This window comes from uncultured Polaribacter sp. (assembly GCF_947503875.1).
Taxonomy (GTDB): domain Bacteria; phylum Bacteroidota; class Bacteroidia; order Flavobacteriales; family Flavobacteriaceae; genus Polaribacter.
Window position 1 is genome coordinate 132,436 of record NZ_CANNFH010000004.1, and the last position, 14,795, is coordinate 147,230.

General features: G+C 28.1%; 12 protein-coding genes. 8 read left to right on the forward strand and 4 right to left on the reverse strand.

Translation table 11 applies throughout. The annotated features are described in order from the left end of the window. Window position 1: 1 nt before the first annotated feature. Window positions 2-760 carry a tetratricopeptide repeat protein gene (locus Q0684_RS07645; RefSeq protein WP_299014695.1) on the forward strand — a complete coding sequence of 253 codons (759 nt, stop codon included), beginning with the start codon at window positions 2-4 and terminating at the stop codon, window positions 758-760. A 491-nt stretch (window positions 761-1,251) separates the two neighbouring features. On the opposite strand, the gene Q0684_RS07650 is transcribed toward Q0684_RS07645, so the two are convergent. Continuing rightward, window positions 1,252-1,776 carry a CvpA family protein gene (locus Q0684_RS07650; RefSeq protein ID WP_299014698.1) on the reverse strand — a complete coding sequence of 175 codons (525 nt, stop codon included), beginning with the start codon at window positions 1,774-1,776 and terminating at the stop codon, window positions 1,252-1,254. Between the two features lie 81 nt (window positions 1,777-1,857). Here Q0684_RS07650 and Q0684_RS07655 point away from each other — a divergent pair, with 81 nt between their 5' ends. Then, complete coding sequence (locus tag Q0684_RS07655; protein WP_299014701.1) at window positions 1,858-2,211, forward strand: hypothetical protein; 354 nt, start codon at window positions 1,858-1,860, stop codon at window positions 2,209-2,211. 170 nt (window positions 2,212-2,381) lie between these two features. After that, entirely contained in the window at window positions 2,382-3,749 is a 1,368-nt protein-coding gene (locus tag Q0684_RS07660; RefSeq protein WP_299014704.1) for a TlpA disulfide reductase family protein, read from the forward strand. Window positions 3,750-3,784: 35 nt separating this feature from the next. Here the strand turns inward: Q0684_RS07660 and Q0684_RS07665 are convergent, their stop codons facing one another. Then, complete coding sequence (locus Q0684_RS07665) at window positions 3,785-4,144, reverse strand: YraN family protein (RefSeq protein WP_299014707.1); 360 nt, start codon at window positions 4,142-4,144, stop codon at window positions 3,785-3,787. Between the two features lie 190 nt (window positions 4,145-4,334). Between Q0684_RS07665 and Q0684_RS07670 the strand changes: the two genes are divergently transcribed. From Q0684_RS07670 to Q0684_RS07680, 3 genes are all read left to right on the forward strand, one after another. Then, window positions 4,335-5,018 carry a hypothetical protein gene (locus Q0684_RS07670; RefSeq protein ID WP_299014710.1) on the forward strand — a complete coding sequence of 228 codons (684 nt, stop codon included), beginning with the start codon at window positions 4,335-4,337 and terminating at the stop codon, window positions 5,016-5,018. Between the two features lie 47 nt (window positions 5,019-5,065). Beyond that, the gene (locus tag Q0684_RS07675) at window positions 5,066-6,244 is read left to right on the forward strand and encodes an AraC family transcriptional regulator (RefSeq protein WP_299014713.1); all 1,179 of its coding nucleotides are present in this window, start codon (window positions 5,066-5,068) and stop codon (window positions 6,242-6,244) included. 71 nt (window positions 6,245-6,315) lie between these two features. Next, window positions 6,316-8,436 (forward strand): serine hydrolase domain-containing protein, encoded by a 2,121-nt coding sequence (locus tag Q0684_RS07680; RefSeq protein WP_299014716.1) that lies wholly within the window; start codon window positions 6,316-6,318, stop codon window positions 8,434-8,436. Here Q0684_RS07680 and Q0684_RS07685 read toward each other — a convergent pair. Both Q0684_RS07685 and Q0684_RS07690 read right to left on the reverse strand, forming a co-directional pair. Next, a complete protein-coding gene (locus Q0684_RS07685; protein WP_299014718.1) occupies window positions 8,433-9,419 on the reverse strand; it encodes an LD-carboxypeptidase in 987 nt (328 codons plus the stop codon). The two genes, Q0684_RS07680 and Q0684_RS07685, sit on opposite strands and share 4 nt — an antisense overlap. Beyond that, on the reverse strand, window positions 9,409-10,032 hold the full coding sequence (locus tag Q0684_RS07690; protein WP_299014720.1) for a hypothetical protein: 624 nt from the start codon (window positions 10,030-10,032) through the stop codon (window positions 9,409-9,411). Before Q0684_RS07690 ends, Q0684_RS07685 begins: the two co-directional genes overlap by 11 nt. Before the next feature lie 135 nt (window positions 10,033-10,167). Here Q0684_RS07690 and metG point away from each other — a divergent pair, with 135 nt between their 5' ends. Then, window positions 10,168-12,252, forward strand: a complete 2,085-nt coding sequence (metG, locus tag Q0684_RS07695) for a methionine--tRNA ligase (RefSeq protein WP_299014722.1) — start codon at window positions 10,168-10,170, stop codon at window positions 12,250-12,252. A 55-nt stretch (window positions 12,253-12,307) separates the two neighbouring features. Continuing rightward, window positions 12,308-14,776, forward strand: coding sequence for a hypothetical protein (locus Q0684_RS07700; protein ID WP_299014725.1), 2,469 nt, complete (start codon window positions 12,308-12,310; stop codon window positions 14,774-14,776). The last annotated feature ends 19 nt before the right edge of the window (window positions 14,777-14,795 follow it).

Below are 14,795 nucleotides of genomic sequence, written 5' to 3' on the forward strand. Positions count from 1 at the left end.
AATGAAAAAATTATTGTTTTTATTATTGATAATTGCACATTCTGTTACAGGACAGCATGTAGATAGTTTGTTTGTTACTGCAAATACACTGTATAAAAATGGTGAACTAGAAAAAGCCATAGAAACCTATAAAGCTATTGAAAAACAAGAGTTAATATCGTCTGAATTATATTATAATTTAGGAAATGCTTATTACAAATTAAATAAAGTAGGGCCAACAATTTATTATTATGAAAAGGCTTTAAAACTAAATCCTTTAAATGAAGATGTGCGCAATAATTTAATATTCGCAAAACGTTTGGCATTAGATAATATAGAAGATGTGCCTAAAACTGTGCTTCAAAAATTTAATGCAAATTACCTGCAAAAACTATCTTATAATCAATGGGCTGTAGTTTGCGTGGTATTGTCTTTTTTAGCCTCACTCCTATTTTTGTTATTTTACTTTGCTGAAAATCCTTCTCTTAAAAGAATATATTTTACAGCAAGTAGTATTGGTTTTATTGCTTTAATCTTTTCTGTTTTTATAACATACAATCAATATAACTTTGCTAAAAATAATAAAGAAGCAATTATTTTTGCCGAAAAAACAGAAATTAGAAACGCACCTACCTTAAACTCAGAAGAAGTTTTTACTTTGCATGAAGGCACTAAAGTTATTGTTTTAGACGCTATTGATAATTGGAAAAAAATTAAAATTGCAGATGGTAAACAAGGTTGGATTATTGCTTCTGAAATTAAAGAATTAAATGAGTTGTAAAGCTTATTGAAATTTCATTTGATACTTTAATCATAAAAAAAATAACACATAATTTTACCTGAATTCGCAAAGTATATTTAAATCAAAATACTCTATGTGAAAGAAATACAAGGTACTCTTTATTGCTAATTTACAAGAAAATGCTAAAGATATTATACAATATGCAATAGCAGCAAGTAATGCTGCTAATGGTGCTTTAGAATCACTTCGTGTTAAAAAGCCAATTGAGGTTATAACCACAGAAAACCGCTTTCTGCCATGAGATTTCTTAATAAAGTATTTATTAAAACAGAGCAAAAAATATAATTGAAGAGCTTACGAAAGACAATTTTTCGTAGTAAAAAAACAATTGAATTTGGTAATTTAAAAATGTAATTGATAATTATAATCCGGATATTAAATTGTACTAGATTATGCCATAAATCATTTAAAAGCACACATAAATTAAGTGTATTAAAACATTTATTTTAGTAAAAAACTAAAATATTTAATTATAAACTTACCACTGTATTTTCCTGCTCTTTTTCATCAGTATCATCTTTTATAATGGAAGGAAATATGGCAGGAGCAATTTTCTTTACAGGTGCATATAAAATTGATTCTTCTAAGGTTTCTTTTTCAATAAACGGAATAGTATCATTCATTTTACTAAAAAAAATAAAAACTACACTTAAAATTAAACCTATTTTTAAAGCACCAAAAACACCACCTAAAATTTTATTTAAAATACCTAGAGAAGCAAAATCTGCTAGTTTTGTTAACATTTTACCTACCAAAGCAATTGCAACTATTATTACCACAAAAGTACCTGCAAAGGCTGCTAAAGAAATATACTCTTTACTCCAAGAAACAGATTCTTTTAAAAAATCTCCAATAAAAAAAGAAAAATGTATAGCGCCATAAACCCCACCAATTAAAGCCACTAAAGAAGCTACTTCTACAAAAAGACCTTTAATAATACCTCTTACAAAACCAAAAAGTAATAAAGCCGCTATAATGATGTCAAAAATATTCACAGAAAAAAATTTATCAAACCTACATATTTTTTTTAAGACTTAAAAATACACAACGTATCTTTGTACTATAAACCAATTGGCATGACAAAAGTAAGCGCATTAAAAGAAAAGTGGGATTTATTGGTAGTAAAGTTAACCAATCAATTTGCAGACGGAGACGAAATGAATATTGATGGAATTATTTATTTAATTGGCGTACAAGAATTGGGGCAAGGGCACAGAACTTTTAAAAAAGATGAAAAAGTAAACCTAATGCATATTGCTATCTGCAAACTTTTAGAACCTTATGGCTACTATGAATTTGATTATTTTGATGATGACAGTTGGCCACATTATAAAACACTTACTGCATTGCCAAATCTTAAAGCTGGCGAGCAAACCATTTTAATGAAAGAAGCCATTGTAAATTATTTTGAGAACTTAAAATTTATCTAAAACTACTAAATAGCACCTACTTTTCTTAGTAATTTAAGCAAGATTCGTTTCATAAAAAATTAGGTTTTATAGAATATTATGTTGCCATATACCTAATTTAACCAATAAGTAGTATTTTTGGTATACTTCTTGAAATTAGTATAACAAGAATTTAAAAAACGAAAATACCAATGAAAAAATTACTTATTTTTTTAGTTTTTACCACTACTTTTATACAAGCACAATACACAGTTAATGCCACAATAACAACCCCATTAAACACAGATTGGGTAATTTTATATAGAATTGATAATGGCAAACAAAAATTCGTAAAAAATACCACTATAAGAAAAGACACCCTTTTAGTTGAAGGTAAAAAACAAATAATAGGCACTTTTACTTTTACCTTACCAAAAAACACACCCAAAGGCTATTATAGAACTAGTTACAAAACAGAAGGCAATGGTTTTGTAGATTTTATTTTTAATAAAGAAAATGTACGCTTTGCTTTTCACCCAGATTACCCAGAACAAACTGCTATTTTTTCTGAATCTGAAGAAAATATTATCTATAAAAATTACTTAAATGAAATTACTACAAAACAGCAAATATTAGATTCTTTACAAATAAATGCTATTCAAAATCCTGCTTTAAGCTTAAGTAAGAACTACAAAAAAACACTTGCTGGTATTAAAAAAATTCAACAAAAATATTTAGAAAAAACAGAAGGTATGTATGTACAACCTTTTGTAAAAGCAACATTAAGAGCAAACCCTGAAGAGCTAAAAACTACCGTAGAAAACTATATGTCTAATATAACAAATACATTTTTTGACAATATGGATTTTTCTAACAAAACACTTATCAATTCTTCTTTCTTAATAAATAGAATTGCCGATTATATTTTTTACATAAATTACTCAGATAATAAAGAAAAGCAACAAGAACTGTATAAAAGTTCTATAAAAACGGTGTTTAGTAAAACAAAGGATATACTCTTTAAAAAAGAAGCTATTGTGTTTTTAATTGAAGAGTTTGAGGCTACTAAAAACTTAGAAATTATAGATTTTTTGTTTGAAAATTACTATGACAAACTTCCTAGAGGCTTACAAAACCAAGATTTTGTTGAAGAAAAAAAGACACTATTTGCCTCTGAAGTGGGTAGAATAGCTCCTGATTTTTCTTGGAAAGAAAACGGTAAAAAGTTAAACTTAAGCACTTTAAAAGGTGCAGAAAATTTTATTTTAGTATTCTGGAGCACAGGTTGCTCACATTGTTTAAAAGAAATACCAGAATTATATAACTATTTACAAGAAAACACCAAAGTAAAAGTAATCGCTTTTGCTATGGAAAGAAACAACTTAGCATGGAATAGTATGAAGGTAAACTTACCCAATTGGCACCATGTTTTAGGCTTAAATAAGTGGGAAAATAAAATAGCTAGAACCTATAATATTATGGCAACACCATCTTACTTTTTACTAGATAAAAACAAAAAAATTATTGCAAAACCAGAAGAACTAAAAGACTTAAAAAAGCTAGTAGAAAATTTAAAATAATTACATCTTGTATTATCTAGAGAACATTTTTTAGATTAAAAATAGAGAAAGGCATCCTCTAAATGTTCAATCTCTATTTTGTTTTTCTGATGAAGAATTGCAATAATATCAAAGCGTACTTCTACATCTAAATCTCTTTGTGAAACATAATAATCTATTGCAGAAACTAATAATTTTATCTTTTTTGCTTTTACAGCGTCTTGTGGGTCTTCAAAGTAATTAGAACTTCTTGTTTTTACTTCAACAGCAACTAAAACAGCCTCTTTTTGTGCAATAATATCTACCTCAGCTTTTATATATCTGTAATTGGTTTCTAAAATTTTGTAGCCTGTTTTTACTAGATATTCTACCGCAATTTTTTCTCCTTCTTTCCCTAATTCGTTGTGTTTTGCCATAGCTTTTTTCTTTTTAGTAAAAATAGTTAAATAATTATTAGCTTTAAATCAGCCAAATAAAACTGCAATATTAGATAAAGGACAGCTAAATTTTTTTCCCTTTTTTCCATTGAAAAGATAAGGCACTCTAAAAGAATAATTATAACAAATATTTTAGTTTTAAAAAATTTGGTTTCTCTATTTTTGTTATATGTCTCAAACTACATTAATTGCCTTTTTTAAGTATACAGGTTTTGTTAATAAATGGCAAGCCTTTACAAGAATGGGAATGCCTCCAATTCAGCAAAAAAAAGTAGAAGGTTTAACTTTTTTTAAACCTTTAGGCACAGGAAGTGGCAATGGATTTTCTATAAAACCAGATTTTTCTACATACGGTTTTGTAACTGTTTTTAATACTGAAGAAGAAGCCAAAAATTTTGCAAAATCTGAAGCTATGCTTCAATACAAAAAAAAAGCAGTCAATTTTAGCTTGGTATACATGAAAACAGTAAAAAGTCACGGAGAATGGAGCAAACAAAATCCGTTTAAAAGCAGTGTAAAGTTCGATAAAACCAAGCCATTAGCAGTAATTACAAGAGCCACTATAAAACCTCAATTAGCGCATAAATTCTGGAAATATGTACCATCTGTATCCAAATCTATGGATTCTTATAAAGAGTTGGTTTTTTCTAAAGGAATTGGTGAATTTCCTTTGTTAATGCAAGCTACATTTTCTTTATGGAGTTCTGCAGATGCTATGATGAATTATGCATACCAAAACCCAAGTCATGCAGAAATGGTAAAAAAAACTAGAGAATTGCAATGGTATTCAGAAGAGCTATTTGCCCGTTTTGAACCCTATAAAATAGAAGGTAATTTAATTCCTAGTTTTTAATATTAGTACAAACAAAGATTTTTTAATTACATATTTATTGTTTTAAAATGAATTTCCCTTTTAGTTTTGGGCAAAAAAGCTCACTTTTATTAATTTTCTTTTTTAATGGATTTTTGTTCTCTTTTTTACTATTAAGAAAAGGAATGTTGTTTAACAATAAAGCCAGCAAATGGTTAAGTTTTTTATTATTTTTGTGTGCACTTTATATTACTCCCTATATGTTGGGCTATGCAAATTGGTATACCCATAAAGTAACTAGAGAAATCTTATTTTTTGTGCCTTTTATGCAGGTTTTGTTAATTGGGCCTGTAATTTATTTTTATACAAAAAGCTCACTTAATATCTCTTTTAAGGTCTCAAAAAAGGAGTTTTTACATTTTATACCAGCACTACTTTATTTAATTTATAGTGTTATTATTTTTATTATTGATAAAGTTATTTTAGATGAATTTTACTTTTATGCAGATGGTAGAGATAAAGATTTGGCAAATTGGTATCAAATAATGGGCGTTATTTCTATGAGTTTTTATTTAATTTTAAGTTTACAACACTACTCAAAATATAAAAATTTAGTTTTTCAGAAAGTAAGTTTTGCCAATTCTATTTTATTTGACTGGATACAAAATTTTTTAATTGCTTTTTTAGCAATTATTATTTTAAGAGTTTTATTATTTCTTTTAAATCCTGAATGGGGCGAATTTGGTAGTCAGTTTTGGTATTATATAGTATTTTCTTTTGTAGTGCTTTATATAGCTATAAATGGTTATGCAAATGCAGTAAAAATGTCTTTTTTAAATGATGTAAATTCAGAAAATATAAACGTATTTTCTGAATTGGATAACGAAAAGGAAATAGCAAACCAAGCTTCAAATGAAAAAGAAATTGAAGTTTGGAAACATAAGATAATTCAGCTTATACAAGAACATAAAATTTACGAAAACCCAAAGTTAACCCTAGCAAATCTTGCAAATGAATTAGAAACCAACTCGAAAATAGTTTCAAATGTTATAAACACAGGATTTAATATGAATTTTAATGATTTTATAAATCATTATAGAATAGAAGCTGTAAAAGAAAAACTAAGTGAAGGCAAACACAAAACAACAACTTTATTAGGCATTGCTTTTGATGCCGGATTTAACAGCAAAGCCACATTTAACAGAGCATTTAAAAAAAGCACAGGATTATCACCCAAAGATTATCTTCAAAAAATATCTAAAAATTAGTCTCAAATCAAGATTTGAAGCGCTTCTACTCGAATTCTTTTTCATCTTTGTATTTAAATAAATACATCTACATGAAACTTTTTACTAACATAATAATACTTTTTTGTGCAATGTTATTATCTGCTCAAGAACCTGAATTCTCAGAAATCGATTCGATTTTAAATGCTAAGGTAAAAGAAAATCACCCTGGAATTGCTGTTGGAATTATAAAAAAAGGAAATATCATTTATGAGAACTATTTAGGTTTATCTAATCTTCAACATAAAATAAAGTTTAATAAAAAAACAAGATCTAATATTGCTTCTACGGCCAAACAATTTACAGCCTTAATGATTTTAAACTTAACACTAAATGAAAAATTGAGTTTAGAAGACGATATTAGAAAATTTCTACCAAAAATATATAAGAATGTAGCTCAAGAAATTAAAGTGAGACATCTATTAAATCATACTAGTGGTATACGCGATTATGTGGAGTTATTGGATTTAGAAGGAAATGTTTGGTGGCAAAGATTTGGATTAGATAATGACGATATTCTCAGATTAATTCAAAATCAAGAAAAATTAGGCTTTAAGCCTGGTACATATTACAGCTACAGTAATACAAACTATATTTTACTAACTAAAATTATTGAAAAAATATCGGGAAAAACTTTTAATGAGTATTCTAAAATCTTTTTTGAAAATTTAGGAATGAAAGAAACTTCTTTTGTAGAAAAGTATATGAGTGTAATTCCTAACAGAGCAAATCCATATTCAGATTGGGGAAGTGGAGAATGGTCGGAAGTTCCAACAGTTACCAAAACAAATGGAGAGGGTTTTTTGTTTACTACCTTAAAAGATCAATTAATATTTGAGAAGGCCATACAAAATGCAAAATATAATAATAATAATGTCTTATTAATAGAAAGTCAACAAACAATTCCAAATAGTGAAATTAAAACCTACGGTTTTGGTTTAGAAATACAAGATGTTTTAGGAAAAACATCAGTACATCATGCAGGAGGAACTTACGGATTTCATTCTCAAACTTTTAGGTTTCCAAATGAAAAACTTACAATTTTTATTATGAGTAATAATGGCAATATCAGTAGTAATTTAATTGCCAAAGAAATTGCAAAAATATTATTACCAAAAACAACAAATAATCCAAAATACAATGCTCTCTTTTACAAAAAAACAACCTCTAGTAAACCTATATCTATTCTAGCAAAATACACGTATCCTTTAGAAAATAAAATGGTAGAAATTATAAAAAAAGACGGAAAAACATTTTGGAAGGAAAAGAATTTTACTGTTGAAATGGTTTCTAAAGATAAAAATAACTTTTACTTTAAGAATAATACAAGTTTAAAAGTTAAGTTTTATCATGATAAAATGATAGAGTTTTATGCTTCAGGTAAAACAATGCAGTATACTAAAAGTGAAGCAAAATCTGCTTCATTTAAAGATTTAAAAGGGCTGTTAGGAAATTATTATAACAAAGAACTTAAAGTTGATTTTAATTTGAAAATGAACAAAAAAAAGGAGTTACAATTTAAATTATCAAGCAGTAAAAATTGGACAACTATTAAAATTTATAATAGGAACTACTTACAAGCCAACAATTATTTTTTAAAGATTAAAAGAGATAAATTTGAAAGAGTTTCTGAGATATTATTAACTTATGGTAGAGCCAATAACATTCGATTTATAAAGAAAACAAATTTAAAATATGAGCCTAAAATAGAGATAGAAAATGGCTCAATTCAGGTTACAACCATTGGTTCTAAAAGAGGAAATACTACAGATATATTATTAACCAAGAATGATATAAAAGGAAATGAAATTTGGTTTAAACGTTTTGGAGGCAAAAGTTGGGATAAGGCAAGCTCTGTTTTAGAAACTAAAAACGGATACTTAATTACTGGTTCTACAAGTTCTTATGGAGATGGAAATTACGATATGTTTATTATTAAGACAGATAAAAAAGGAAAGAAAATTTGGCAAAACACCTATGGAGATTTTTACAATGAATACGGTTTTTCAGCAGAAAAAACAGACAATGGCTATTTAATAAAAGGTACAAAACAAGAATGTAGTTCAAATTCTAACGTTTTTAATAGAAAATGCGCCACAAATGTTTGGTTTGTTACAATTGATAAGAATGGGAAAGAAATCTCTAATGCAATTTTAGAAGTGGTAAAAAACTAATTTTTAAAACCAAGTGTGTAATTATTTGTATTAATTTTAATGTCAATACTTCGCCCAAAAATTAAACTTCGATTATCTGCCTCATGCCCTGCAGGAAAATCAAACAAAACAGGAATATCTGCAGGAATAACCTCTAAAATTAATTGCTCAATACTACTTCCCCATTTTGTAGAGTTTTTTTTGATGGAAGACATGTCGCCAACAAGAACAGCATTTACTTTTGTAAAATAATTGGCACGTTTTAAACTTTGTAACATTCTATCTATGGAATATTTATACTCACCAATTTCTTCAATAAATAAAATTTTATTCTCTGTGTTTAGCTGACTTTTAGAACCTAACATTGAAGTTAAAATTGCCAAATTACCTCCTATTAATTGTCCTTCAATTTTTGTTGATGATAATGACCTGTTGTATTTTGAATTTACAACGCTATAATTTAAGTTTTTACCAAAAAGTGTTTTTTTAAAACTAGCAATTGTTTCAACAATTTCTTCTGGTTTTTGCTCTAAACTTGTTGCCATCATTCCGTGAATTGTTTCAAAACCTAAATTATTTATGTGATTGTGAAACGCAGTAATATCTGAATAGCCAATTACCCATTTAGGATTCTTTTTAAAGTTTGAAAAATCTAACATATCTAAAATTCTAACAGAACCATAGCCACCTCTTGCAGCCCAAATTGCTTTAATATTTGGGCTGTCTAAAGCATCTTGAAAATCTTGACAACGCTCACTATCAGTACCCGAAAAATGGTTATTTTGATTGAACATATTTTTACCTAAAACCACTTGTAAACCCCAACTTTCTGCCAGTTTTTTTGCCTTTTGCACAGTTGCTTTTCTACCTTTTAAAATTCCTGCAGGTGCAACAATTGCGATGGTATCTCCTGTTTTTAAATACGGTGGAGTTGTTAATTTTTCTTGTGCGTTTGTATTTAAAAAACTCAATAAAATTAAAAGCGCGAATAAATTATATTTCATTTTTATGTATTTTATGCCATCCTAAACCAAAAGTTAAACCTATACCAACATAAGATCTTTTAGCCAAATTTGCGTGTAATTTAATTCCAAAAGCGCGTCCAAAACTTGTAGGTTTGCCCACGGGCAGTAAGCCGTATAAAATTCTAAACCTTTCTTTTTTAGATTTAAACCAACTCACACCAAATTCTAAAGGAAAACCTACAAAAGATTCACTTGCAATAATATTGTTGTTTTTTCTTTGTTGATAGGTATTGTAAGAAAAACCACCAGAAAAATGATAAGAAGTACCCTCTTTAATAATCCTTTTTCCATATAACATAGAATATTCTCTAATTCTTCTACTTTCTACATCAACAGGAATAATAAAAAAGAAATCTATATCATCAAATTTTACAATTTCTAAATGTCTAAATGTAAAAAGATTATTTTTCTTTTGATAATTTAAACTGAATACACCTGTTAAACCTCTTAAAGAACCAATTGTATAGCCAAAACTTACGTCTGCAAAAACTATTGGGTTATTTGTTATATTTAAAGAGTCAAGCTTTTCTTGCGCTTTTATTGACGAAATTGTAATCAAAAATAAAATAAATATTAACAGTTTCTTTTTCAAAATAAGTAGTATTTGTGCTTTCTAAAAGTAAAACAATGTATTTCTTGTAAATGTATTAATTTCAATCGGTTTTAAAACTCCCTTTTTTGTACTTTTGCACTTCAATAATTAGTACAAAAATTTAAGAGAAACACTATGAGTGCTCCAAAAAGATATACAATTACAGCAGCGTTACCTTACACAAACGGGCCAATACATATTGGGCATTTGGCAGGTGTATATGTGCCAGCAGATATTTACGCACGTTATTTGCGTTTAACAGGTAATGATGTTGCTTATATTTCTGGTTCAGATGAACATGGAGCAGCAATACCAATGCGTGCAAAAAAAGAAGGTGTTTCTCCGCAAGTTATTATAGATAAATACCACACCATTATTAAAAAATCTTTTACAGATTTTGGTATTTCTTTCGATAACTATTCTAGAACTTCTGCTCCAATTCATCATGAAACAGCATCAGACTTTTTTACAAAAATGTATAATGATGGCGAGTTTGTAGAAGAAGTTTCTGAACAATTATATGATGCTGAAGCAAATCAGTTTTTAGCAGATAGATTTGTAGTGGGTACTTGCCCAAAATGTGGTTTTGAAGAAAGCTATGGCGACCAATGTGAAAGCTGTGGTACCAGCCATAATGCAACAGATTTAATAAACCCTAAATCTGCAATTACAGGAAATGTGCCTACCATAAAAGAAACCAAACATTGGTTTTTACCTTTAGATAAACACGAAGCTTTTTTAAGAGAATGGGTTTTAGAGGGTCATAAAAAAGATTGGAAACCAAATGTTTACGGACAAGTAAAATCTTGGGTAGAAGACGGTTTAAGACCAAGAGCTGTAACCAGAGATTTAGATTGGGGTATACCTGTACCTGTAAAAGATGCAGCAGGTAAAGTTTTATATGTTTGGTTTGATGCCCCAATTGGCTACATTTCTTCAACCAAAGAATGGGCAGCAAGAGAAGGTAAAAACTGGGAAGATTATTGGAAAAAAGATGATACTAAATTGGTACACTTTATAGGAAAAGACAATATTGTTTTTCACTGTATTATTTTTCCAAGCATGCTAAAAGCACACGGAGATTATATTTTACCAGATAATGTACCTGCAAACGAATTTTTAAACTTAGAAGGTAATAAGTTATCAACCTCTAAAAACTGGGCAGTTTGGTTGCATGAGTATTTAGAAGAATTTCCAAATCAGCAAGATGTTTTGCGTTATACATTAACTGCAAATGCACCAGAAAGTAAAGACAATGATTTTACTTGGAAAGATTTTCAAGCAAAAAATAATAGCGAATTGGTAGCTATTTTTGGTAATTTTATAAACAGAGTTGTAGTATTAACCAACAAATATTATGAAGGCATTATTCCTGCACCAAGCGATTTTTCTGAGATAGATGAAGATGTTTTGGCAGCTGTAAAAGAATTTCCAAATAGTATTGGAAAATCTATAGAACGTTACCGTTTTAGAGAAGCTAGCCAAGAATTAATGAATTTGGCAAGACTTGGAAACAAGTATTTAGCAGATGAAGAACCTTGGAAAGTAATAAAGTTAGATGAAGAACGCACCAAAACCATAATGTATGTTGCTTTGCAAATTGCGGCGGCTTTAGCAGTGGTTTCAGAACCGTTTATTCCTTTTACTTCAACTAAATTAAAAAGTATTTTAAATCTAAATGTCATTCCAACTGAAATGGAGGAATCTTTATCTTGGAAAGACGTAACCCAAAAAGATGTTTTAATACAAGAAGGGCATCAAATAAACAAAGCAGAATTATTATTTTCTAAGATTGAAGATAAAACCATTGAAGCACAATTAGAAAAATTACAGGCCACAAAAATTGCCAATGCTTCCTCTTCAGCACAGGCAAAAACGGTAGAACCTCAAAAAGAAACCATAGATTTTGAAGATTTTACAAAATTAGATATTAGAATTGGTACTATTTTAGAAGCTGAAAAAGTTGCAAAAACAAAAAAGCTTTTAAAGCTTAAAGTGGATGTTGGTATAGATACTAGAACTATTGTTTCTGGTATTGCAGAAAGTTTTGCGCCAGAAGATATTATTGGCCAACAAGTTTCTGTTTTGGTAAATTTAGCACCAAGAAAAATAAGAGGTGTAGAAAGCCAAGGCATGATTTTAATGACAGATACACCAGATGGAAAATTAGCTTTTATAGAGCCTGAAAAAGTTGTTAAAAATGGGCAACAGATAAATTAAGAATAATATTGAATTTTGGCATAATTATTGGATATTTGTGTTAAAATTGACAACTATGATGAATTTTCCTCCAAAAAAAAATGTTTTTTCTTTAATCCTTTTAACAACCCAAAATTCCAAAACGCTGAAACTTTTTAGTCTAGAAAAAGTAAAAATTGATAGTTTAAGAACAATTAAAATTACCCTATTTTTTATCTTTTTATCAGCAACTTTATCTGGGCAAGATAATGAAGAATTAATCTTTAATTCGTATAATAAATTTAATCAAGCTCCAAGAGAAATTGCTTACCTACATTTAAATAAATCTTCTTTTATAAAAGAAGAGTTCATTGGTTTTAGTGCATATATATTAAATAAAAGTACTAAAAAGACTTTAGTAGAAACATCCAACTTATACTGTTCCATCTTAGATGAAGAAAATAAGGTTATTAAAAGCAAACTTGTTTTAGTTAAAAAAGGTTTTGCGCACAATATCTTTAAAGTAGATAGTTTGTTTAAACCGGGTGTTTATAAGTTTAGAGCGTATACAAATTGGATGCGTAATTTTAATGAACGTAATTATTACGAACACTCTTTTTCTGTTTTAAATACAGAAGAGGAAGAAAAGGTAAACGTTGTCAATAACAATTACAACATACAAGTTTTACCAGAAAGCGGACACTTGGTTAATAATTTAAGCAATAATTTAGGTATTATTGTGAAAGATAATTTAGGCTTTGGTCTAAAAAATGCAAGCGGTAAATTAGTAGATAATTTAGAGAATTTAGTAACTAGCTTTACACTAAATAAGTTTGGTATTGCCAAAATACCTTTATTTCCAGAGAAAGGAAAATCATATAAAATTTTAGTAAATAACAAAGATAAAATATTATCTAAAAGGATTACAGATATCGATTTTCAAGGTTTTGTTTTTTCTGTAAAACCTTTAAGAGGTAAAGTAGGACTTCATTTTAAAACCAATAAAAGCACTTTACAAAACATAAAAAATAAATCCTATTTATTAGCAATACATAATGGGGATAAGATAAAAACGGTTAAATTTCAATTTAGCAATAAAACAGAATTTTATAAAATTTTTGAAAACGAAACGCTTTATAGTGGTATAAATATCTTTACAGTTTTTGATTTAGAGACCAAAAAACCTATACTAGAACGTTTATATTTTAATTATAATCATATTCCAAGAATTAGTACGCAAGATATTATTGCAGCTCAAGAAACAGATTCTGTTTCTGTAAAATTAAAATTTAGTAGAAAACAAGATTCTATAAATATACAAAACATAAGTATTTCTATTTTACCTAAACTTACCAAAGCGTATTCCATTAATTCTAATATTTTATCTCAAACATACTTAGAACCTTATGTAAAAGGATTTGTAGAAGATGCCGCTTATTATTTTAACAAACCAAACTTAAAAACAACATATAATTTAGACAATTTGTTAATTACGCAAGGTTGGAGTTCTTATAATTGGTATAATGTGTTTAAAGAAAAAAAGTATCCATACAAATTTGAGAAAGGTATAGAAATAACTGCCAATATAAATAATGATGGTTTCGTTAATTATCTAGCATTACCATTAAAAAACAGCAAAACAAAAATTTTTACAACAACAGATGCAGATAAAACGTTTACACATTCTAATTTGTATCCAGAAGATAAAGAAAAGTATAAAATAAGTCTATTAAATAGTAAATCTACTGCAGCTAAACCTAAACTATATTTGCAATTTAAACCAGCAGTTATGCCTAGTTTACAACAACTAAATTATCAAATACCTTTTAAGAAACCAGATTTTAAGAAAGAAAAAATAGACGCAACTTTATTATACAGTAATTTTAACGCTACTGAAGAGTTAGATGAAGTTGTTATAAAAGCTAACCTAGAAAAAAAGAGAAGAGAAAAACTATCAAACACTTCAGCTTCTAGTAGAATAGAGTTTTTTGACGATAAACTAAGCGATAGATTCCCTACCATAGAACTCTACTTAAGAACAAAAGGTTTTAATGTTTCTCAAAGTAGCAATTTAGGAACTTTTACAATAACAAACCAAAGAGTTAGTAGCCCTGAAGCTGGACCACCTATTGTAATTTTAGATGGTGTAAGGCTTACAGATATAGATATTTTACGTTTTTTTAGAATGGATATTGTAGATTATGTAGAAATAGACCAAATAGGCCTGCAATATGGTAGAACAGCATCAGGTGTAATAAATATAGTTACAGATCCAGTTAGAAGAGCATCAGAAAATAGTACAACTAAAAATAATGTTTCTACTTACAATTTTCCGTTAAGTTTTAGTACTCCTAAGAAATATTATACGCCAAATTATGTAAGCTATACCACAACCTTTTTTAAAGAATACGGTGCAATCACTTGGTACCCAAATTTAAAAATAGATACCAATGGTTTTGTTACCTTTAAATTTCCTAATAAATATAAAGGTTTGGTAAATTTATATATAGAAGGTGTTGTAAATAATAATTTTGTTTCAGAAATAAAAACTTTAAACGTAAAGTGATTTTTTTGGTTAATAAATA

What these genes read in the sequence shown, in the direction of transcription:
- Q0684_RS07645 (WP_299014695.1), top strand. Translation starts at nt 2, where the DNA reads ATGAAAAAATTATTGTTTTTATTATTGATAATTGCACATTCTGTTACA.
- Q0684_RS07655 (WP_299014701.1), top strand. Translation starts at nt 1,858, where the DNA reads ATGACAAAAGTAAGCGCATTAAAAGAAAAGTGGGATTTATTGGTAGTA.
- Q0684_RS07660 (WP_299014704.1), top strand. Translation starts at nt 2,382, where the DNA reads ATGAAAAAATTACTTATTTTTTTAGTTTTTACCACTACTTTTATACAA.
- Q0684_RS07665 (WP_299014707.1), bottom strand. Translation starts at nt 4,144, where the DNA reads ATGGCAAAACACAACGAATTAGGGAAAGAAGGAGAAAAAATTGCGGTA.
- Q0684_RS07670 (WP_299014710.1), top strand. Translation starts at nt 4,335, where the DNA reads ATGTCTCAAACTACATTAATTGCCTTTTTTAAGTATACAGGTTTTGTT.
- Q0684_RS07675 (WP_299014713.1), top strand. Translation starts at nt 5,066, where the DNA reads ATGAATTTCCCTTTTAGTTTTGGGCAAAAAAGCTCACTTTTATTAATT.
- Q0684_RS07680 (WP_299014716.1), top strand. Translation starts at nt 6,316, where the DNA reads ATGAAACTTTTTACTAACATAATAATACTTTTTTGTGCAATGTTATTA.
- Q0684_RS07685 (WP_299014718.1), bottom strand. Translation starts at nt 9,419, where the DNA reads ATGAAATATAATTTATTCGCGCTTTTAATTTTATTGAGTTTTTTAAAT.
- metG (WP_299014722.1), top strand. Translation starts at nt 10,168, where the DNA reads ATGAGTGCTCCAAAAAGATATACAATTACAGCAGCGTTACCTTACACA.
- Q0684_RS07700 (WP_299014725.1), top strand. Translation starts at nt 12,308, where the DNA reads ATGATGAATTTTCCTCCAAAAAAAAATGTTTTTTCTTTAATCCTTTTA.